This is a genomic window from Pedobacter miscanthi (assembly GCF_032678605.1).
Lineage (GTDB): Bacteria > Bacteroidota > Bacteroidia > Sphingobacteriales > Sphingobacteriaceae > Pedobacter > Pedobacter miscanthi_A.
On the sequence record NZ_JAVTSU010000002.1, the window covers coordinates 148,445 to 169,438 of the forward strand.

The following is a 20,994-nucleotide window of genomic DNA, read 5'->3' on the forward strand; positions in this document are numbered from 1 at the left end:
TACACATTCATTAACTGGCTAATTTTTCAAGTGCTTCGGCTGTTGACGTCAGAAAATTAATGTGTTTACCCTTATTGCTTTCATAAATAAAATCTTTGATGCTTTGGTTTTTGTATATGCTAAAATCGCCGGTTATAGCCAGACTTACCCGGTAATTCGAAAATTTTTGAAGAATTTCTCCTGCCATCCCATTTTTCAGATCAAAGAAATCAGGGGTGATGTTTTGCGTGTTGATGATGATTTTATCAAAACCCTGGTAATACAAGTTTCCTAATAAGTCTAATCCATCTTCTGCATGCTTAATGATTATTTCTTCTGAAATAATTTCTGCGATGTTAATATTGTTTACAGTGTGGGTTTCAATTTTCATCTATAATAGATAGGAGGATTAGCGGTTATATCTGTTTTCTAACGGCTAATATAAACATTATGCTTTGGGATGGGGTTGCCTTATTAAGGAATCTTCTTTTCGAAACTGAAAATCTTAATACCTGTAATTTGTTTAAAGCAAGGTGATTAATGAAAGGTATTAGAGGTAAAAATAAATTCACCCATTTTTTTGTAAAATAATTGTGATGTAGAAAAAAACAGTGGTAATTTATGTTGTAAAATCAAGATGAGTGACAGAAGGACTCGTCGAAAAACCTGCCATAAACAGGATAAGGTTTTCGGGAGGCTCAACGTGATAAATTTTTTAGAGAAACATGTTTTATGATACAACCTCTTTTTTAGTAAGCATTCCTGCCGCGCTCTTTTAAACTAAAAATGAGATAATTGCAACATTATCATCGTATTAAATAGTGCGCGATATAGTAGAAAATCCATTTCTAAACACTATCTTTGCGCCAAATTTGAGGCGCATTTTATGCAAAAGATTAGAAATATAGCTATTATAGCACACGTTGACCACGGTAAAACGACGTTGGTTGATAAGATTTTACACTCTTGTTCTATTTTTCGTGACAACGAACAAACAGGAGATTTGATATTGGATAACAACGATTTAGAGCGCGAGCGTGGTATCACGATTGTATCTAAAAACGTATCTGTTCAGTACAAAGATGTAAAAATTAACATTATTGACACTCCTGGTCACGCGGATTTCGGCGGTGAGGTAGAGCGTGTTCTGAAAATGGCAGATGGTGTACTTTTACTTTGCGATGCTTTTGAAGGTGCAATGCCTCAAACACGTTTCGTAACGCAAAAAGCTTTAGCCCTTGGTTTAAAACCGATCGTGGTAGTAAACAAAGTGGATAAAGAAAACTGTCGTCCTGAAGAAGTTTATGAGCAAATTTTCGAATTGTTCTTTAACCTTGAAGCAACTGAAGAGCAATTGGATTTCCCGGTAATTTACGGTTCATCTAAACAAGGATGGATGAGTACAGACTGGAAAGTACCAACTACTGATATTTTCGCTTTATTAGATGCTGTTGTGGCTAACATTCCACCGGCACCAATTAACGAAGGTACTTTACAGATGCAGATCACTTCGTTAGATTATTCATCTTTCGTAGGTCGTATCGCAATCGGTCGTGTTCACCGTGGTACAATTAAAGAAAACCAACCGGTAACTTTAATTAAACGCGATGGTAAAATCGTAAAATCAAGAGTAAAAGAGTTATATACTTTCGAAGGTTTAGGAAAAATCCGTACCACAGAAGTAAGCTCCGGAGATATTTGTGCTGTTGTAGGTATTGATGGTTTCGATATTGGTGATACTATCTCTGATTTTGATGCACCAGAACAATTGCCGGTTATCAGTATTGATGAGCCAACAATGAATATGTTGTTTACCATTAACAACTCTCCATTTTTCGGTAAAGAAGGTAAATTAGTAACCTCTCAACGTATTAAAGAACGTTTATACAAAGAGATGGAGAAAAATCTGGCTTTAAAGGTTATAGAAACCCCATCTCCAGATTCGTGGTTGGTTTACGGCCGTGGTATTCTCCATTTATCTGTATTAATCGAAACGATGCGTCGCGAAGGTTATGAAATTCAGGTTGGTCAGCCACAGGTTATCGTTAAAGAAATCGACGGTAAAAAATGTGAGCCAATTGAAACATTAATTGTTGATGTTCCGGGAGAAGTTTCTGGTAAAGTAATCGAATTGGTAACTCAACGTAAAGGTGAGTTGTTAATTATGGAGCCAAAAGGCGATTTACAACACTTAGAATTCGAAATCCCATCACGTGGTATCATCGGTTTACGTAACAATGTTTTAACTGCTACAGCAGGTGAGGCGATTATGGCACACCGTTTCAAAGCTTACGAGCCTTGGAAAGGTACAATTCCTGGTCGTTCAAACGGCGTATTGGTTTCAATGGATAAAGGTCAAACTACAGCTTATTCAATCGATAAATTGCAAGATAGGGGCCGTTTCTTTGTAGATCCGGGAGTTGATGTTTACGAAGGTCAGATTATGGGTGAGCATATCCGCGATAATGATTTAGTAGTGAATATTGTTAAAGGTAAAGCATTAACGAACATGCGTGCATCTGGTACAGATGATAACGCCCGTATTGCTCCAGCAATTAAATTCTCTTTAGAAGAGGCTATGGAATATATCCAGGCTGATGAGTATATCGAGGTTACACCTGCAAGCATGCGTTTACGTAAAATATTCTTAACAGAACAAGAACGTAAAGTTAAAGGGAAGCAGTTCGCTTAAACCCCTAAATCCCCTAAAGGGGATTTAAAATACATATCACTAAAGCCCCGATGTAAATCGGGGCTTTTTTGCGTTTTAACATTAAAGGTTGCTAATTGGTTTACCACCCGGGCCACCTAAGAACATTTGAGCTGGGCACATAATTTATTTTTTATTATTCTAAATAGAACTCAGGTGGCTTAGATAGTCGAAAATGATAAGAAAAGCAATGGTGTGGCTTTTTTTAATGTTAGTCCTTCTTTTTGCTAAATCCCCGATGAAGAATCGGGGGATACCGCTGCAATAAGGTTTAGGGTCGTTGGGGTTGCGGTAATAGGTTCCTTAAGATTTTACCTATCTTTCCGCAACAATATAGTACCCATGCAAAGTTACCTTCAATCCTTTAATATTCTTTCGCCTGCAGAAATAGATACATTTATGGCAAGTGCTACGCAAAGAACATTAAAAAAAGGAGAATTCTTTATTACTGAGGCCAAGGTTTGTAAAGAAGTTGCCTTTATCAAATCGGGCATTCTGCGTTCTTACTATACGTCTGCCAGCGCAGAAGAATATACCTATTGCCTTACCTTTCCCAATCAGTTTATGACGGCTTATTCATCGCTGATTACCGGAAATCCAACGGTCGAAAATATCCAGGCCATGAGTGATGTCGATTTATTGATTATAAAAAAAGAAGTGGTTGATGGTTTGGCCGAATCGAGTATAAATGGTTTAAGGTTATTAAAAACCATCGCCGAACAACAATACCTGCACTTAGAAAAACGGGTTTTCATGTACCAGAAAGATGCCGCTAGAGCGCGTTACCTGGAGCTTTTTAAAAGTTATCCCGATTACATCAAACAGATTCCGGTAAAATACCTGGCTTCTTTTTTGGCCATTACGCCTAGGCATTTAAGCAGGTTGCGAAGAGAAATTATTTAAGGACATTTGTCTGCCTGTTCGGTAAAAAATCGAAGTTAGTTTTGTGTTGTAAATAAAAACAACATGAAAAATATCTTAATCATTAATGGTCACCCGAATAAAAGCAGCATTAATTTCGCCCTCGCAGAAGCCTATTATAACGGGGCAAAAGCTGAGGGTGCAACTGTTTCATTCATTCATATAACCGATTTAACTTTTAATCCCAGCCTTGCTTTCGGTTACCGGCAACGCATGGAGTTAGAACCTGATTTGTTAAGCAGTTTAGTAAAAATTAAAGCTGCCGATCACCTCGTTTGGATTCATCCGGTGTGGTGGGGTGGTATGCCAGCCATCATGAAAGGATTTATCGATCGATTATTTCTTCCGGGAATTGCCTTTCAATACCGAGAAAATAGCATATGGTGGGATAAGCTCTTTAAAGGCAAAACAGCTAGAATCATCACCACACTAGATCAGCCTTCATGGTATTATCGCATTTTTTTCGGCAGGCCTAGTGTTAACCAGTTAAAGAAGAGTGTACTCCAGTTTTGTGGGATAAATCCTGTTAAAATTACTTATATAGGGATTGTTAAAAAATCTACAGAAAAACAGAGATTACAGTGGCTTAATACAGTATCCGAACTGGGAAAGAAAATGAGATAAGTTGTTGTTTGTCAGTTAAATTGTTAATCAGTATAGTTGTTTTTTGTCAGCGATTTTTCATAAAACCTGTAGGAATAAAAAACTAACAATTAAATGGCAATTGATTCTGGTTTCGTCTTTAATTTTACATTTTATAAGCAAACTAATCGTCCCACATCATGATTAATAAAGGGTTATCCAAATTGGGTATATTTTTATTAAATATGCTCTCTCTTTTGCCGCTATTCATTTTATACAGGGTGGCAGATGCTTTTTATGTTTTAATCTTTTATGTTTTTGGCTACCGTAGAAAAGTGGTTAAAGAAAACCTGGTTAATGCGTTTCCTGAAAAAAACACTTCCGAAATCTATGCGATAGAAAAACGGTTTTATAAATTTCTGGCTTCGCTTTTTGTCGAAGTGATCAAAATGAAAAGCATTTCTAAAAATGAACTCAATAAAAGGGTGAAATTTAAAAATGTAGATCTGGTTGAGGCTTATCTTAAAAACAACGAAAGTGTAATCTTTTGTTCATCTCATTATGGTAATTACGAATGGGTTTGTATGGCTATAGGATTAAATTTCTCAGGCAAACATTATCCGATTTATAAACCGTTAAGCAGCGAATCTTTCGATAACTGGTTCCTTGATATGAGGAGTAAATTTGGCAACCATATGGTATCAATGCGTCAAACTTTAAGGGCTATTCAATCTAGTAAAAATGAAGCCACCATGTTTACTTTTGGAAGCGATCAGGCACCTTCAAAAGATGAGTCGAATTATTGGACAATGTTTTTAAACCAGGAATCATCAATCCAGCTGGGGGTAGAAAAAATTGCCCGTAAAACCAATCGTCCGGTCTTTTACCTTAAAATAAATCATTTAAAAAGAGGCTATTATGAGGTTGACTGTGTGCCGATCTGTTTAAACCCAGCCGAAACCGCTGAGTTTGAAATTACGGAAATGCATACCCACTTTTTAGAGGATATGATCAAAGAGGCACCTGCTTATTGGTTATGGAGTCATCGGAGATGGAAATATAAACCAGAGCCCAAAGAAACGAAAGTTGCTGCAGAGAATCAAAATATCATGGATGCAATGGCTTAAGGTATTTAACTTGTTTTAGCTGTGATCTAATATTGCATGGTGTAATTTTTAAAAATTTTATATTTACGGACACAATAGCGACCGATGAAAATCTTTAAAAAAGCACTCTTAATTCTGATCTATTCATTTTTTTTATCACTATTTGCCTTATTTCTTTGGAAGCCCTATTTAATCCGGGTGTTAAGATATAGAACACCAGGGGCCGAAACTTATAAAATCTTCCCGCAGGAGATTTCGCATAAAAGTGATTCAGTTTTTCATTTTATCAAATCAGGTAAACAACGGAACGACTTGGATACGCTTCATGTAATGGATGGAGGCAACCGATCTATTCCATTAAAAACCTATTTACAAAATGGAAAAATCAATGCTTTTATCGTCATCAGGAACGATAGCATTTTATACGAAAAATATGATAAAGGTTATAGCGATAGTACCTTAAGCACGATATTTTCAGGAGCCAAAAGCATGATTTCGATTATGATAGGTCAGGCGCTGGCCGATCACAGTATTAAAAGCTTAAGTGATAAAGTAACGGCTTATATTCCTGAATTAAAACCAAATCCCGCTTTTGAAAACATCACTTTAAAAAATCTTTTAGATATGAAATCAGGACTTGAATTTCAGGATGCATTGGGTGGGATTGTAAAAGCATTTTTTTCTGATGAGGCCAAATATTATTATACCGATGATATGAAAGCCCAATTAATGAAGGTTAAACTGGTTAATAAACCGGGTACCGTTTGGGTGTACAAAAGTATCGATCCGATTTTATTGGGTTGGGTGTTAAAAAAAGCAACAGGTACATCTGTAGCGCAATATTTCGAAGTCAATGTATGGAAACAGATCGGTACACAATATAATGCTACCTGGGGATTAGATCAGGTAAACGGTTTAACAAATACCGCAAGCCGGTTTCAGGTAACTGCTATAGACTTTGCCAAAATAGGTCGTTTATACCTGAATAAAGGTAGATACAATGGCAAACAAGTAGTTCCGGAGGCCTGGGTTAATCAATCGGTAAATATTGGCATAGAAAAACCGGCTTCGGCAAAAGGCTGGCAAAAATCGGCACATCATTATCTTTGGTGGATTCCGCAGGAAGGAGATAATGGAGATTATGCTGCCGAAGGCATGCTCGGCCAAAGATTGTATATCGATCCGAAAACAAATACCATTATTGTCCAATTTTCCGATCACGGCGCGGGCAATTATCCTTACCGTAAAATCAGTAGGTATTTGAGCGGTTTGCCATTTAGCTATCCAAAAGGGTAATAACCACTGAGCACACCGAGCTTTCACAGAGAAAATGAGTTGTTAGCGTATTTAATTTGCTCCAGGCACTCATAAATAGGTCATATGTCCGGGTACTCAGTGCTTCTGTGCACATATATATAACTTTTCGACTATCCTCTGTTTCCTCTCTGATATTTCTTCGTGAACTTTGTGGTAAAAAATTTATACATATTTCTATAAAACTGTACATTGCCATTGCATGGAAAACAATGATGTAAAAATTTCAAAAAAGAAGCCTATTTTTCCGGTTACGCCTGCTTTACAGAAATACCTGCGTACCTATCAGCGCGAAGCGAAATTGCCTATCGGTTATCAAGACCTGATGCAGTTTAACGAAGCATTCCCGTTAATGGATAAGTTTGGTAAAGATTCGCTGTGGGAAGGACCCATTTATGCACAAGATTTAATCGGCCCCTTACATGAGGGTTTAAAAGAAATTTATGCGAACCTAAAAGCATCCGGCAACCTGCGGATTGTGGAGCATAAATACATTGATAAAATTGAATATTGCACCTTTGGGAATACGCATCCTTTCCGCATCAGGATTGTAAACCGTTTAAATGATGTTTACGATTATTTCTACATTAAAAAGGCCGATGCCTCGCGTATATATGGTTTGGAAATGGAAGAAATCCTTTCTCCCAATCAGGTAAATTACCTGGTAGATGGCGATACTCTGGTGGAAGAACATATTGCAGGTATCCCGGGTGATGTTTTTACAAAAGGCCAGTTATATACCCCTGAATTTAATCCTACACGTATTGCAAAAGAGTTTGTAAAGTTTAACGAGCGCTGTTTAATTATGCTTTTGGGCGATATGCGGGCTTATAACTTTGTGGTGCAAATTACCCCAGATTTTGATGATATCCAGTTCCGTATCAGGGCAATAGATTTTGATCAGCAGTTTTACGAAGGGAATTTAAGGGTTTACCTGCCCCAGTTTTTTAAGGAGAATTTACCTTATGTAAAAATGAGTATGGAGCAATTGACCGAAAAAACGGTGTTGCAATATCAGCAGGAAGAACGCTCATCAATTGTACACCGGGTAAGAAGTGAGCGCCACCGTTTAACAGATCTCCGCGATGTTTCGAATAAAGAAGAACTCACCACACCCGAAAATATTGCCTTACTAAAACAGGGGATGAGTGATTATTTTAAGGATACAAATTATTTGCGTTGTAAAACCATGACGGATATCATTGAACTGAACATTAAAAATATCATCAGGCAGGTAAAGTTATAAGTGGTATAAGATGTTGCTATGGTGCTGGATGTTACCATCCGACACAGCAAAAAGGTTTTGCCAAATAACTTTATTTTATTGAGGATAACTCTCCGTCAGATGGTAACATCTGACGGCACAAAAAATAGTCTAAAAAAAAAACGGCCGGCAAATTGCCAACCGTTTTTTGAGTGAATCTAGAAAGAGCGTCCAAAGTTTTTAGGCGTGCTGCCCTTCATGAACACCTTCGGCAAATTCCTCTACAATTTTATCGTTAAAAGCTGGCAGGTCTTTTGGTGTACGACTGGTAACCAAACCTTGATCCACCACTACTTCTTCGTCTGACCAAATGGCACCAGCGTTGATCAGATCCTGAGAAATGTTTTTTACTGAAGTTAATTTTCTGCCCTGAACCACATCGGCATTGATTAAAGTTTGTGGGCCGTGGCAAATGGCTGCAACAGGCTTTCCATCGGCAAAAAAAGATTTTACAAAAGCAAGTGCGTCTTCATTAACACGTAACTGATCGGGATTGATTACGCCACCTGGTAAAAGCAAACCATTATAATCATCGGCATTTGCTGCCGAAATGGTTTTATCAACATCAACTTCTATCGACCAGTGATCGTGATCCCAGGCTTTTATTTTTCCACTTTTTGAGGAGATAATGTGAACGGTAGCTCCTTCTTCTTTTAACCTTTTTACTGGTTCGGTTAATTCTACTTCTTCAAATCCGCTTTCTGAAAGTACAGCAATAATGCGGTTACTTAATTGTCCCATAATCTTTAATGTTTTTAATAGGTGATATATTAAAGACAGTTGGGGAAAATTATTGTTTTTAGAAAATTGAGATTAGGGTGGTATCTTGTATAGTCCAAACCATTTAACAGATTCCAATAGAGGGATTGTCATCTCGACTGAAGTGCAACGAAATGGAGAGATCTTTAGACTAGATTAATTTAAATAGATTTCTCGGCTGCACTCGAAATGACGATACTTCGATAATTAAAATATCAGGCTAAATACCTAATCGTTCGTTCTACGGTGTTTTACAAAATATAAAGCCAGGTTGCCTGCAATAACAATATGATTGAAAATATTGGGCAACAAACCATAATATTTGGTAAAGATTTTAAAGCGTTCTTTTAAGCTTTCGCGGTGTTTTTTCTTGCTCATGCCACCAACCAGATATTTGGCCACATAACGGTGAACGTTTACAATATTAGAAGCTTTTTTTGCCGCTTTGATAATCCAGTCGATGTCAGAGCTGTATTTATAAGTTAAATCGTAAGGGGTAATGATGCTTCGGCGGATGTAGATGGCCTGGTGACTGATGTTCATACCATATTTAAAACTGGTCCAGTCGAATTCTTCAGGCGCTTCATGTCTTCTGCGGCCTAAGTTTTCCCAGCTGTCGTTATACATTTCAGTTTCCCCATAATAAATATCGGCACCTGGTTCAGAAGCGAAAACATCTTCTACGGTATTTTCGTCGTAAATCTCATCACCGGAGTTCATAAATAAAACATAATCGCCGGTAGCCAATGCCAAACCTTTATTCATAGCATCGTAAATGCCTTTATCGGGTTCGGAAACAATTTTTGAAATGCGATCTTTATAGCGCTCAACAACCTGTAGGGTGCCATCGGTTGATGCGCCATCTATTACGATGTATTCAATTTTTTTATAAGTCTGTTTAAGGATAGACTGGATGGTACGTTCGATATCGCGAACGTTATTGTATACAATGGTGATGATGGTTAATTTGGGCATGGGTTAGTCCATTAATTTTTTAAAGGTTTCTGCATCGGGGATTAAACCTTTAAACGCTTTTGGTAATATTTTACTGGTTGTGTAGGTTGAAACACCCATCGCTTTATTAAAATCGCGGAATGAAAATTCTACAATTTTGTTTTTCTTTTCTTTACAGAGTATGATGCCTATTGATGGTTGTTCGTGTGGTTGTTTAACATATTCATCCAAAGCCGATAAATAGAAGTTCATTTTTCCTAAATACTCGGGTTTAAATTTTCCGGTTTTGAGTTCGAATGCAACCAAACACTGTAAACGGCGGTTAAAGAATAAAAGATCTAAAAAATATTCTTCATCTTCAACAATCAATCTGTACTGATTGCTGATAAATGCAAAATCGGTTCCTAACGACATTAAGAACTTTTTGATGTTGTGTACTATGCCACTTTCTAAAACGCGTTCGTCCTCTTCATCTGGCTCTTCTAAATTAATGAAATCCAACAGGTATTCATCCTTGAATGATTGGAGCGCTTTATTCCTTAATTCCTCGTTAGAAATCGTTTTTAGGAAGTTGTTCGGTAAACTGCCTGAGTTACTGAATGATTTGTTTTTGAGTTGATGTTTTAGGGTACCAACACTCCAAAATTCGATAGCTGCCTTTCGGATATAATATATTCTTTCCTCTGCCGATTGCGAGTTTTGTAAAATTTCGATATGGTGGGTGAAACTTATATTGAAAAATGTTTTTTCCAATTGGTCCGTCACTGACGGTCTAAATTCAATGTGCTCAATATCAATTAATTGTAATTGGTCCGTCAGTGACGGACTAATTAACACATGCTCTTCCCACGATTCGAAAAAGAATCTCATCCGTTTAATATTTGTGCCTGAAAATCCTCTTAAGCCTGGTAACTCTAACTGTAAATCATTAGAAAGGTTATCTATCACTTTGGCGCCCCATTTCTCTTTTTCTACCTTCTCCGAAATGAATTTACCTACGGTAAAATAGAGCAGCAAAAGTTCTTTATTTACTAAAGCAGCAGCTTTATACCGGCTCGATAAAATAGCCGATTTTAATGCCTTAATACTTTCAGAATAATTTACAATGCTTTTCATTTAACAGTTCAACCGCTATAAATTTAATAAAGATTGATCAATTTTTGGTTGTGGGAAAGAAAATATGGCTTTGCCAGCTAAATCTTAAAGCGCTTATGTTATTTCGGTTGTAAATCAATCAGTGTTTCATACAAATGGATATGCTCGGCAGCGATAACTTCTTCAGCGAAATCTGTTAGGATACTTAATCGGGCTGCTTTTTGGATTTCTTCTTTATTGGGGCGGTGATATAACCATTCGATGCCGTTTGCCAAGTCTTCTGCATTCTGATATTCGGCCAGGTAGCCGTTTTGCATGTGTTTAACCATATCCGGTATGCCTCCCGTGGTAAAGGCAACAACAGGCGTAGCGCACGATAAACTTTCCATTACGGTATTGGGTAGATTATCTTCTAGAGAAGGGGTAATAAAAGCATCAGCAGCAGAATAACATTTCGCTAAATGTTCATCTTTATTAATGGTGCCTAAAAAAGTGGTTTTGAAAGGAAATTCAGGCATTTCTGCATTTTCCTTGTTCCCGAAAATAACCAGTTCAATATTTTCTTTTTGTATTCCACTTCTTCGCGAAAGAATTTCCAAAGCTTCAACCAGGTAGGGCGTTCCTTTATGTTTATCATTTTTTGAAGGCATAAAACCACTCATCAGCACAAATTTATCAGGATTGATCTTCAGGATCTTTTTGGCCTCCGATTTAACATAGGGTTTGAAAATTTTTGTTTCGATGGTATTCGGGATAACCGTCGCTTTTCTGGTTCCTAATAAACTGCTGAATTTAACCGATGCGGCCATCCATTTGCTCGGTGCCACAATGTGAAAATTTAATTCGGTATAAGCTTTTTGCTTGCGTAGCCAGGTTTTGTGCGAAATATCATTTTTGCCACTGATTTTTAAAATCGGGCAATTGCCACATTGATGATGAAAGTTTTCACAGCCATACCGCACATGGCATCCTCCCGTGAAAGCATTGCTATCGTGAAAAGTCCAAACAATCGGTTTTTCCAGTTCATCAAGCTCTGCTAAAAACTTAGGATTAAGAAAGCCATGGTTTACCCAATGTAAGTGGATCACATCAGCATTTTTAACATCCGGGTGGTTAATTACCGAGCGGCCAAACCATTGAAGGCTAAATGGTGTTTTTACCGATTTGCTCAGCCATTTGGCAAAATATCTTTCCGATAAGATATTATAAACGGCCCTGGCTTTTTGAATGGGCGATTTGCTAAAGGTATCTATCTTTTGGTTTTGGCCAAATTTGTAGTAAACCAATACTTTCGAATCGATTCCACTTGCCTTTAAGGCATCACTTAAACGCAAACAGGCACGTCCTGCTCCGCCATTTCCATCGTAGGTATTTAGGTGTACTACTTTCAAATCAATCAAAAATACATTTTATTGTTTACGAATATAAAATCTGTTGTGTATTTTCATCCTAATATTTTTTATTGCTTTTTAATTGTAGGATGGAGCCTTTGATGTTTAAAATAATCATACCTGAATTTAATGATTATTTTAAACAAGCCCGGTTCAGGCATCCAAAACCAAACAAAATAAATCATGATCAAATCCCTGTTAAAATCGCTAACAGCATTAGCTTTTTTGTTGCCCATCCATTCTTTTGTCCAAGGCCAAACTTACTTTGCAACATACCCTGCTTTAACGCCTGATGCACAAACAATAGTATTCAGTTACGACGGCGATATTTGGAAAGTGCCGGTTAAAGGTGGTGTAGCATCAAGGGTTACTGCCATGCAGGGCGAAGAAATTAACCCTAAAATATCTCCTGATGGTAAATGGATGGCCTTTTCTTCTAACCAGTTTGGTAATTATGATATTTATGTGATGCCCTTAACAGGTGGAGATATAAAACAATTAACTTTTAACGATGCTTCGGATGAAGTGGATAACTGGAGCTGGGATTCGAAAACAATTTATTTCACCTCGGGCCGCTATAACTCCTTTTCGAGCTATAAAGTGGGTGTAAATGGGGGTACCGCTATGCGTTTGTTTGATAATTATTTTAATACTACACACCATATCGCCGAATCGCCAACAGGCGAACTTTTTTTTAGCGATACCTGGGAAAGTTACCGTTTCGCTAACCGGAAACATTACAAAGGAGCTTATAATCCAGATATTCAATCTTATAACCCAAAAACGAAAAGTTATAAACGTTATACAGATTATATCGGAAAAGATTTCTGGACGAGTGTTGACCAAAAAGGCAATATCTTTTTTGTATCGGATGAGGGTAACGACGAATATAATTTATACACTTTTATCAACGGCAAAAAAACAGGTTTAACCAGTTTCGATACTTCCATTAAACGTCCTTTTGTTTCTGCAAACGGAACTACCGTGGTGTTCGAAAAAGATTACCAGTTGTATACATACGATATAGCCTCTAAAAAAACAGAAAAAATTAATATCAATACCTCACGGAACCAGGTATTAAGCAAAGAGCAGGAGTATGATGTACGGAGTAATATCTCCGCTTTCGATGTGGCTACGGATGGTAAAAAGATGGCATTTATTTCGCGTGGAGAAGTATTTGTGAGTGATGCTGATGGAAAATTTATCCGCAAAATTACCAATAGTGGCGAACGTGCTTTAGAATGTAAATGGCTGGCCGATAACAAAACAATTTTATTCAGTCAAACCGCTAACGGCTATCAGAATTGGTTTACCATTACCGGCGATGGAAAAGGATCTATAAAGCAGCTTACCAAAGATAAAGCGAATGTACGCGATATCACTTTGAACAAAACCAAAACCATGGCCGTGTATCTGAGTGGTAGAAACGAACTTAAACTAATGGACCTTAAAACTTTCGAAGCCAAAACGTTGGTAACCGATGAGTTTTGGGCCCTGCAAAGTGCTGCACCGAGTTTTTCGCCCAACGATGAATACGTGCTTTTTACGGTGTACCGCAATTTCGAGCAGGATATTATGGTGCATAACATTAAAGGCAATAAAACCATTAATTTAACCAATACGGGGGTTACCGAAACTGGTCCGGCATGGTCGCCAGATGGTAAGTATATTTTCTTTACCAGTGCCCGTACCAAACCTTCGTACCCAACTGGTATGCAAAATTCGCACATTTACCGCATGGCATTGAACAATTATGACGAGCCTTACCGTTCGGATAAGTTTGATGATCTTTTTAAAGAGACGAAACCAGCCCCTACAGATGTTAAACCAGTGGTACCCGCACCTAAAAAGGATAAAAAATCAAAAACAGATACCATTAAAAAGAAAACTGATGTTAAACCTACTCCAAAACCTGCAGATGTAATCACTATAAATACACAGGATATTTTAGACAGGGTAGAGTTGGTTAGCCCTTCTTTCGGTGGCCAGTATGGAACCGATGTTTACGCCAAGGGCGATAAAACCTATGTGTTTTACTCATCAAACCACGAAGGTGGCGCACCAGGACTATACCGCACTACTATAGAGCCTTTTGAAGCCAATAAAACCGAAAAAGTTGCTGATGGTGGCGATTATTCAATTATCTCTGCCGGTGATAAATTTTTTGTGTTATCGCGGGGTACAATCAACAAATACAGCTTAGAAGGCAATAAGCTTGATCGGGTAGACCATGGTTATAAATTTACCAGAAACCTGAATGCCGAATTTAACCAGATGTTTTACGAAACCTGGGTAGGTTTGGATGAAAATTTTTATGATGAAAAATTCCATGGTGTAGATTGGGATAAAATGAGAATGCGCTATGCCACCTATTTACCATATGTAAATAATCGTAGCGATTTAAGGATTTTATTAAACGATATGCTGGGCGAACTGAATTCGTCGCACATGGGCTTTAACAGTGCAGGGGCAGAAGAACGTAAAAATTTAAACTACATCACCAATGAAACGGGCATTATTTTCGATAATGAAAATTCTTTAAAAGTAGAGCGTATTGCTGCGAAGAGTAATGCCGCCCGCACGGGGACAAACATTTTGGCAGGCGATATTTTAACAGAGGTGAACGGAGTTAAGGTAGATGAAAAAATAGACCGCGATTATTATTTCAGCAAACCATCTTTGGATCGTGAAATGACTTTAACCTTTAAACGCAATGGAAAAGATATTTATGTAAATGTACATCCTGAAAGTTCTGGTACTTTGCGTGGAAACCTTTACGACGAGTGGATCACCAAAAACCATCAAAACGTAGATAAATGGAGCAATAACCGGATCGCTTATTCTTATATGAAAAATATGAGTACGGGTGAACTGGAAAGTTTTTTATTGGATATGGTGGCACAGGAAGAAAATAAAGAGGCCATTATCCTCGATTTACGTTACAATACCGGTGGAAACGTACACGATGATGTATTGAAATTCCTTTCGCAACGCCCTTACCTGCAATGGAAATACCGCGGTGGTAAAATGGCGCCACAAAGTAATTTTGGTCCGGCAGCGAAGCCGATAATATTGCTTATTAACGAACAATCGTTAAGCGATGCAGAAATGACCGCCGCAGGTTTTAAACAATTGAAACTGGGCAAAATTATCGGTACGGAAACCTACCGATGGATTATTTTTACTTCTGCCAAAGGTTTGGTTGATGGTTCATCTTATCGCTTACCATCGTGGGGTTGTTATGCCATGGACGGCAAAAACATCGAAAAAGAAGGCGTAAAGCCAGATATTTTTGTGAAAAACACCTTTGAAGACCGCCTGGCAGATAAAGATCCTCAATTGGAGAAAGCAGTAGCAGAGATTTTGAAAGACTTGAAATAGGTTAAATTGGTTAATTGAGGCGGATAGTCATCATTATAAATCCGCTAGGATTAACCTGACATTTTTATAAATAACTTCTCGATTTTTTCCGTTTCTTTGGGATTGGAATTATTTAAAACATGGCAAATTTATTAACCGACAGGGCTTTTTGGGTAAATTATTGGGAAAGTAAAAAAGGACTTGCAGTCCAGCTACCTTCAAATTATTTATTTCATGGTCAGCTGGCAGAGGTGATCCAAAAAGATAACGTTAAAACAGCCATCGAGCTGGGTGGTTTCCCGGGTTATTATGCCGTATTCCTGAAAAAGTATTTTAAACTTGATGTAACCCTTTTGGATTATTTTGTTCATCCACCTGTGGTTAATGAACTTTTAGAAAAGAATGGTTTAACTGAAAAGGATATCCATATTATCGAAACCGACCTTTTTAATTATACCCCCGAAAAACAATATGATTTGGTGTTAAGCTGCGGTTTGATTGAGCATTTTAACGATACTGCCGATATTATTAACCGCCACATTGCCTTTGTAAAACCAGGCGGAACCTTGTTTATCACCTTGCCAAATTTTAAAGCGGTTAATGGCTGGTTCCAGAAGAATTTTGATCGGGAGAATTACGACAAACACAATATCGATAGCATGGATCCGGCATTGCTGAAATCCATTTGCGAACAGGCGGGACTTAAAGAAGTAAAATCGGGTTATTTTGGCCGTTTCAGTGTTTGGTTGGAAAACGAAAGCCAAAAATCTGTTGGCGTGCGTCTTTTCAAAAAAACAGTTTGGCTTGCAGGTAAAGTATTTACCAAAATTATTCCTTTCGAGAGTAAAAATCTTTCGCCTTATATTATCTTAGAGGCGAAAAAAATCTAAAAGCGCTATGTTAATCAGTTGGGGGTACTCGCCTAAAATTGAAAAGTATATTCCATTGGCCGGTTTCCCAGCTGATAAATATTTAATTGTTGCCAAACAAGCGGTCGAAAACATTGGCTGGAGCTTGAGCCATATTTCCGAAACCGGTTTAATTGCTTACACACCAATATCCTTTCAGTCGTACAGCGAAGAAATATCCATCCGTATCCATGGCAACTTTGCCGTGGTAAAAAGCGAATGCGTGGGCATACAGATGCTTTTTAACGATTACGGCAAGAATAATTTAAACCTCGAAAAGTTTTTTCATGAATTTGAATACGTCGAATTTCACCTGAAAGATGTTTGGGAAGAAAGTTTGCATAAATTTCACCAGTTTATTGCCACACAAGACGATCATTATTTCGAAAAAGCACCTCTGGCGACAAAAAATAAGATCAAAAATGTACTGTTCTTGTTGTTTCCTCAAAAAGGCTATACGGTAACACCAATTTTGGTACTCCTAAATATTTTTTATTATATAGCGCTTATTTTTTTCACGATAGTTTACCTGAGGTATAATTTTGTGAGAAGTGGAAGCATTTATGATCCCCGGTTTGTGGAAGAACTAAAAGGGATGACGTTAAATTTTGGGGTTAATCAGCGTAATCTTGTATTGGGTGGCGAATACTGGCGTTTAATTACTTATCAGTTTATTCACGGATCTAAATCGCATTTATTTTTTAATATGTACGCCCTGGTTTACCTGGGTTTAATGATCGAAAATAAACTGGGCTGGAAAAAATACCTCTTTATTTATTTGGTGAGCGGTATTTGTGGTGGCCTGGTGAGTTTGATTTTTCATCAGGAAGGCATGATGATGGGCGCTTCCGGAGCAATTATGGGTTTATATGGCGCTTTTATTGCTTTGCTGATTACTAAATCTTTTGAACAAAAAGCAACCAGGGCCTTGTTGGTAAGTACCTTAATTGTTTCCTTACTGGTGCTAATTAACGGTGCTTTTGGCAAAAGGGTAGATAATGCTGCACACATCGGTGGTTTTATTTCAGGCTTTATTTTCGCTTACCTGCTTACGTATAAATGGGATACGGCTTTCGAAGTTAAAGGCTGGGCAAGATATGCCGTTTCTACACTTTTATTTCTGATATTCTTTAGCGGAGTGCTTCATTTTAGTCCGAAGTACGGGACAGAAGAATACCGCAAATTAAGACTTACCTTTAACGATAACCTAAGCTCGCTTAACAACATTATGAATTTAAAAATATCCTTACCAAAGGATGTTAAGCTCATTTCGATTAAACAAGATGGTATTATACCAAGTGAGCATAATCTGGTTGTGATTAAGCAAATGCAGGCCTTGAATTTAAAGCCTGAAGATGCTAAAGAACGTGAGGAAAAAATAAAATTGAGCAAAGCCTCTTATCGTGCTGTAATGCTGATGTACCGCGATATTAAGGCCGATAGCACTTATCGATATAGTAAACAGACTTCTACTGCCCTTGGGCAGGTGTTCGAAATCCTTTATAAAGTAAAAGAGTAGTTTGCTTATCCGGCTTTTTTGTACAGCCCGATTTCACTTAATGTGATACAAACCGGAGATTTGGTAATGTTTATTTTTACTTTATTGGTGGTAACAGGACTATCCAATTTAATCAAACGTTTTGCGCCTATACTTGTGCCGTCGTAAACTTTTCTCCAGGCATTGTTTTCAAATACTTCTATGGTGTAAGCCTCAATTCGTTGCCCTAAAGGAATATATTCCTGTAAACTAATAATGTCAAAGGTTTTAGTGGTTTTTAAATCTATCTCCAGGCTTGCTGCATGCACATCATCTGCGGTAGCCCAATAAGTTTCGCTGTTATGATCGAGTAGCGTAATCGCATCATATTTTTTACCACGGCTATCGCTAACTATGATCTTTGCATTTTTTGCCAAATTATTTTCGAAGGTATGTTTAACCATGTCGCCAAAAGTTTTTAGGGCAGCCACATCATCCACATGGAGTTGTCCCCGGGTATTGGGCGCTAATCCAAGATCTAAACCTGCACCGCGGCCAACACTCTTTAAATACAGGTCGAATAAGGTTTCTGGTGTTTTAGGTTTTTCGTTGGCATGGTAAAACCAACCTTTTCTTAAGGGAACATCGCATTCGGCCGGCATCCAGAATTTACCATTTCTGATTCCTCCAGGACTTTGCGGGTAGTTTGCCTGTCCGGGAACAGCTTCGCTTTTTCCATCGGGTGCCATAGGGGTAAAGGTTGCCCATGAGGTTTCTGCCGCATGACCATCTTCATTACCAACCCAACGGATATCTAAACCGATATCACTAAATATATTGGCCATTGGCTGCATTTTACGTGTAATGCCCCAGGTATTTTTCCAATCGTAGTAAGTGGTATTATCGATCGAACGTTTTTCTTTTGCGCCTCCGTAGTAGCCATCGCCACCGTTTGCACCATCGTGCCAACTCATAAAAAGTTCGCCAAAATTGCTGTAAAGTTCTTTTAACTGGGCCTGGTAAATGGCGAGATACTTATCTGTACCATATAGTGCATTATTTCTGTCCCATGGTGAGCAATACACACCAAACTTTAAACCGTTTTTACGTACGGCTTGCTCCACTTCTTTAACTAAATTTCCTTTTCCGCCTCTGAACGGGCTTTTACTGATGTTATAATCCGTTGTTTTGGTTGGCCACAGAGCGAAACCATCGTGATGTTTTGCCACCAGAATTATACCTTTTAATCCGCCAGCTTTTGCCGCTTTAATAATCTGATCGGCATTAAAATCGGTTGGGTTAAATGTTTTTGGGTCAGCATCACCAAAGCCCCATTCTTTATTTTCGAAGGTAGTTGGTGTAAAATGGATTAAACCATACACTTCAATATCGTGCCAGGCCAACTGCCTTTTTGATGGTGTTGCGCCATAAGGTTTAGGTGGCGTTTGGGCATAAACTGCTGTTGTTAACAGTAAAAAAAGAATCCATAAACATTTCATATCATTATAGCTTAGATCTACCTAAAGTACAAAAAATACTGCCAGAAGGAAAAGAGTTAATCAATATTTAACCTGTTGAACATGTAGATAACAGATTATTTTTCCATCTTGATCGTTACATAGGTTTATCAAACATTTAATTTAACCTTACGTTATTTAATCATGAGCGCTTTTACCCAGAACCCACCAGATGGCGGTACCATGTACACCGAAACCAATCTAAGCCAGCTGTTTCCTGAGCCTCTTAATACCATAACAAGTTGCTTTTTTCTTGCTATTGCAGTGTATTGGACTATTAAACTATGGGGTAATTTTAAGCAACATACTTTTTTGAGTATTGCGTTGGTACTGCTTTATATCGGGGGGATTGGCGGCACTACCTACCACGGATTAAGGCGCTGGCCGGTTTTTATTTTGATGGACTGGCTGCCGATTATGCTCTTGTGCCTTTCGGCTGGGATATACTTCCTGTCTAAATTAACCAGGTGGTATTTTGCCGTTTTAATTGTAGCGGTTTACGCTTTCTTTCAGTTTTATGTGCGCCGGCTTTTTAGCAATGGCGATTTTCAAATCTTTATTAATATAAATTATGCTTTTATGGCCGCATTGGTATTATTTCCGGTATTTGGTTACCTCATTAAAACGGAGTGGAAAAATGGAAAATGGGTAGGCTTTGCCTTAATTGCTTTCATATTTGCCTTAACCTTCCGCATTGCGGATAAGTGGGATATTTTAAGCATCGGTACGCACTTTTTGTGGCATACCTTTGGTGCTGTAGCTTCTTTCTGTATGCTTAATTATATTTATTTGGTCAATTATAAAAAAGTACAGCAATAATTAAACATTGAGCTTGCTGATTGATGACCTCAACAAGCTCAATATCATTTTAGAATTTTGAATGGGCCTTGCTATAGTCTAGTTTTTTTTGCCCGCCGATGGCGTATTCAATACCTCCCCATAAATGATTCTGGAATTTATCTTCTGCCCAACCTTCTTTAGTATGGCCCATACAGGTGTAAAAAGCCCTGCCACCATCAAAATTATGGTACCAGCTAAAAGGGTGGAAATCGCCATTTTTACCACCGGTATACGATTTTTCGTCTAAAGTGATCAACACTTTAATATCAGGGTTGATATCTTTAAAGTTATATAGCTCATCTTTTCTCATCCATACCGAATCGGTAAAGAACTTTGTTGACGGATGTTTCTTGTCTTTAATGATAAATTTAGCTTCCTGTACTGCAGGGTGGCTGGTAAAATAAGCGCCTGCTAATTTGCCGTACCATGGCCAGTCGTACTCCGTATCAGTTGCGGCATGAACGCCTACATAGCCGCCTCCTGCCTGGATATACCTTTCGAACGCTACCTGTTGTTTATTGTCGAGTACATCGCCTGTTGTATTTAAGAAAATAACAGCAGCATATTTTTTAAGGTTATCTTCTGTAAACAGATCAGCATTTTCGGTCGTATCTACTTCAAAATGATGCTCGGTTCCTAATTTTTGGATCACTTCTTTTCCGGTTTCAATAGAATTGTGCCTGAAACCTTTTGTTTTGGAAAAAACTAAAACCTTAGCCGATTTTTTCGCTACGGTATAACTTTGGAATAAAAAAACAGTGGCAATCAATAGACATATAGAAAGATACTTTTTCATTTTTTTTAACTTGGTTAGTGA

17 protein-coding genes are annotated in these 20,994 nt (G+C 37.9%); 10 read left to right on the forward strand and 7 right to left on the reverse strand.

The window, feature by feature from the left end; all coding sequences use genetic code 11:
- Nucleotides 1-10 precede the first annotated feature (10 nt).
- A complete protein-coding gene (locus tag R2R28_RS03455) occupies nucleotides 11-370 on the reverse strand; it encodes a DUF4180 domain-containing protein (RefSeq protein WP_316824309.1) in 360 nt (119 codons plus the stop codon).
- Between the two features lie 495 nt (nucleotides 371-865).
- On the opposite strand from R2R28_RS03455, the gene typA reads away from it, so the two are divergent.
- The 6 genes from typA (at nucleotide 866) to R2R28_RS03485 (ending at nucleotide 7,858) form a co-directional block, all read left to right on the forward strand.
- Complete coding sequence (gene typA / locus R2R28_RS03460; RefSeq protein ID WP_316824310.1) at nucleotides 866-2,671, forward strand: translational GTPase TypA; 1,806 nt, start codon at nucleotides 866-868, stop codon at nucleotides 2,669-2,671.
- Nucleotides 2,672-3,031: 360 nt separating this feature from the next.
- Nucleotides 3,032-3,592: a Crp/Fnr family transcriptional regulator gene (locus tag R2R28_RS03465; protein ID WP_316824311.1), complete on the forward strand. Its 561-nt coding sequence runs from the start codon at nucleotides 3,032-3,034 to the stop codon at nucleotides 3,590-3,592.
- Between the two features lie 63 nt (nucleotides 3,593-3,655).
- Nucleotides 3,656-4,234, forward strand: a complete 579-nt coding sequence (locus tag R2R28_RS03470; protein ID WP_316824312.1) for an NAD(P)H-dependent oxidoreductase — start codon at nucleotides 3,656-3,658, stop codon at nucleotides 4,232-4,234.
- 158 nt (nucleotides 4,235-4,392) lie between these two features.
- Nucleotides 4,393-5,319, forward strand: coding sequence for a lysophospholipid acyltransferase family protein (locus tag R2R28_RS03475; RefSeq protein ID WP_316824313.1), 927 nt, complete (start codon nucleotides 4,393-4,395; stop codon nucleotides 5,317-5,319).
- 177 nt (nucleotides 5,320-5,496) lie between these two features.
- Complete coding sequence (locus tag R2R28_RS03480) at nucleotides 5,497-6,594, forward strand: serine hydrolase (protein WP_316824314.1); 1,098 nt, start codon at nucleotides 5,497-5,499, stop codon at nucleotides 6,592-6,594.
- 220 nt (nucleotides 6,595-6,814) lie between these two features.
- On the forward strand, nucleotides 6,815-7,858 hold the full coding sequence (locus tag R2R28_RS03485; protein WP_316824315.1) for a hypothetical protein: 1,044 nt from the start codon (nucleotides 6,815-6,817) through the stop codon (nucleotides 7,856-7,858).
- Nucleotides 7,859-8,056: 198 nt separating this feature from the next.
- Here the strand turns inward: R2R28_RS03485 and R2R28_RS03490 are convergent, their stop codons facing one another.
- The 4 genes from R2R28_RS03490 to R2R28_RS03505 all read right to left on the reverse strand — a co-directional run bounded on the left by R2R28_RS03490 (nucleotide 8,057) and on the right by R2R28_RS03505 (nucleotide 12,084).
- On the reverse strand, nucleotides 8,057-8,617 hold the full coding sequence (locus tag R2R28_RS03490; RefSeq protein WP_316824316.1) for a type 1 glutamine amidotransferase domain-containing protein: 561 nt from the start codon (nucleotides 8,615-8,617) through the stop codon (nucleotides 8,057-8,059).
- A 246-nt stretch (nucleotides 8,618-8,863) separates the two neighbouring features.
- The gene (locus R2R28_RS03495) at nucleotides 8,864-9,610 is read right to left on the reverse strand and encodes a glycosyltransferase family 2 protein (RefSeq protein ID WP_316824317.1); all 747 of its coding nucleotides are present in this window, start codon (nucleotides 9,608-9,610) and stop codon (nucleotides 8,864-8,866) included.
- 3 nt (nucleotides 9,611-9,613) lie between these two features.
- Complete coding sequence (locus R2R28_RS03500; RefSeq protein WP_316824318.1) at nucleotides 9,614-10,705, reverse strand: YhcG family protein; 1,092 nt, start codon at nucleotides 10,703-10,705, stop codon at nucleotides 9,614-9,616.
- 98 nt (nucleotides 10,706-10,803) lie between these two features.
- Nucleotides 10,804-12,084 (reverse strand): glycosyltransferase family 4 protein, encoded by a 1,281-nt coding sequence (locus R2R28_RS03505; RefSeq protein ID WP_316824319.1) that lies wholly within the window; start codon nucleotides 12,082-12,084, stop codon nucleotides 10,804-10,806.
- Nucleotides 12,085-12,258: 174 nt separating this feature from the next.
- On the opposite strand from R2R28_RS03505, the gene R2R28_RS03510 reads away from it, so the two are divergent.
- From R2R28_RS03510 to R2R28_RS03520, 3 genes are all read left to right on the forward strand, one after another.
- Nucleotides 12,259-15,456, forward strand: a complete 3,198-nt coding sequence (locus R2R28_RS03510) for a S41 family peptidase (protein WP_316824320.1) — start codon at nucleotides 12,259-12,261, stop codon at nucleotides 15,454-15,456.
- Between the two features lie 119 nt (nucleotides 15,457-15,575).
- Nucleotides 15,576-16,325 (forward strand): class I SAM-dependent methyltransferase, encoded by a 750-nt coding sequence (locus R2R28_RS03515; RefSeq protein WP_316824321.1) that lies wholly within the window; start codon nucleotides 15,576-15,578, stop codon nucleotides 16,323-16,325.
- A 7-nt stretch (nucleotides 16,326-16,332) separates the two neighbouring features.
- Nucleotides 16,333-17,862: a rhomboid family intramembrane serine protease gene (locus tag R2R28_RS03520; RefSeq protein WP_316824322.1), complete on the forward strand. Its 1,530-nt coding sequence runs from the start codon at nucleotides 16,333-16,335 to the stop codon at nucleotides 17,860-17,862.
- A gap of 5 nt (nucleotides 17,863-17,867) precedes the next feature.
- Here the strand turns inward: R2R28_RS03520 and R2R28_RS03525 are convergent, their stop codons facing one another.
- The gene (locus R2R28_RS03525) at nucleotides 17,868-19,319 is read right to left on the reverse strand and encodes an alpha-L-fucosidase (RefSeq protein ID WP_316824323.1); all 1,452 of its coding nucleotides are present in this window, start codon (nucleotides 19,317-19,319) and stop codon (nucleotides 17,868-17,870) included.
- Nucleotides 19,320-19,481: 162 nt separating this feature from the next.
- Between R2R28_RS03525 and R2R28_RS03530 the strand changes: the two genes are divergently transcribed.
- A complete protein-coding gene (locus R2R28_RS03530; RefSeq protein ID WP_316824324.1) occupies nucleotides 19,482-20,156 on the forward strand; it encodes a hypothetical protein in 675 nt (224 codons plus the stop codon).
- A 49-nt stretch (nucleotides 20,157-20,205) separates the two neighbouring features.
- On the opposite strand, the gene R2R28_RS03535 is transcribed toward R2R28_RS03530, so the two are convergent.
- Complete coding sequence (locus R2R28_RS03535; RefSeq protein ID WP_316824325.1) at nucleotides 20,206-20,973, reverse strand: ThuA domain-containing protein; 768 nt, start codon at nucleotides 20,971-20,973, stop codon at nucleotides 20,206-20,208.
- Nucleotides 20,974-20,994 lie beyond the last annotated feature (21 nt).

Bases quoted from the DNA above. Each gene is read 5' to 3' on its own strand.
- R2R28_RS03485 (WP_316824315.1), top strand. From the start codon at position 6,815: ATGGAAAACAATGATGTAAAAATTTCAAAAAAGAAGCCTATTTTTCCG.
- R2R28_RS03500 (WP_316824318.1), bottom strand. From the start codon at position 10,705: ATGAAAAGCATTGTAAATTATTCTGAAAGTATTAAGGCATTAAAATCG.
- typA (WP_316824310.1), top strand. From the start codon at position 866: ATGCAAAAGATTAGAAATATAGCTATTATAGCACACGTTGACCACGGT.
- R2R28_RS03490 (WP_316824316.1), bottom strand. From the start codon at position 8,617: ATGGGACAATTAAGTAACCGCATTATTGCTGTACTTTCAGAAAGCGGA.
- R2R28_RS03535 (WP_316824325.1), bottom strand. From the start codon at position 20,973: ATGAAAAAGTATCTTTCTATATGTCTATTGATTGCCACTGTTTTTTTA.
- R2R28_RS03465 (WP_316824311.1), top strand. From the start codon at position 3,032: ATGCAAAGTTACCTTCAATCCTTTAATATTCTTTCGCCTGCAGAAATA.
- R2R28_RS03525 (WP_316824323.1), bottom strand. From the start codon at position 19,319: ATGAAATGTTTATGGATTCTTTTTTTACTGTTAACAACAGCAGTTTAT.
- R2R28_RS03470 (WP_316824312.1), top strand. From the start codon at position 3,656: ATGAAAAATATCTTAATCATTAATGGTCACCCGAATAAAAGCAGCATT.
- R2R28_RS03455 (WP_316824309.1), bottom strand. From the start codon at position 370: ATGAAAATTGAAACCCACACTGTAAACAATATTAACATCGCAGAAATT.
- R2R28_RS03495 (WP_316824317.1), bottom strand. From the start codon at position 9,610: ATGCCCAAATTAACCATCATCACCATTGTATACAATAACGTTCGCGAT.
- R2R28_RS03475 (WP_316824313.1), top strand. From the start codon at position 4,393: ATGATTAATAAAGGGTTATCCAAATTGGGTATATTTTTATTAAATATG.
- R2R28_RS03510 (WP_316824320.1), top strand. From the start codon at position 12,259: ATGATCAAATCCCTGTTAAAATCGCTAACAGCATTAGCTTTTTTGTTG.
- R2R28_RS03515 (WP_316824321.1), top strand. From the start codon at position 15,576: ATGGCAAATTTATTAACCGACAGGGCTTTTTGGGTAAATTATTGGGAA.
- R2R28_RS03520 (WP_316824322.1), top strand. From the start codon at position 16,333: ATGTTAATCAGTTGGGGGTACTCGCCTAAAATTGAAAAGTATATTCCA.
- R2R28_RS03530 (WP_316824324.1), top strand. From the start codon at position 19,482: ATGAGCGCTTTTACCCAGAACCCACCAGATGGCGGTACCATGTACACC.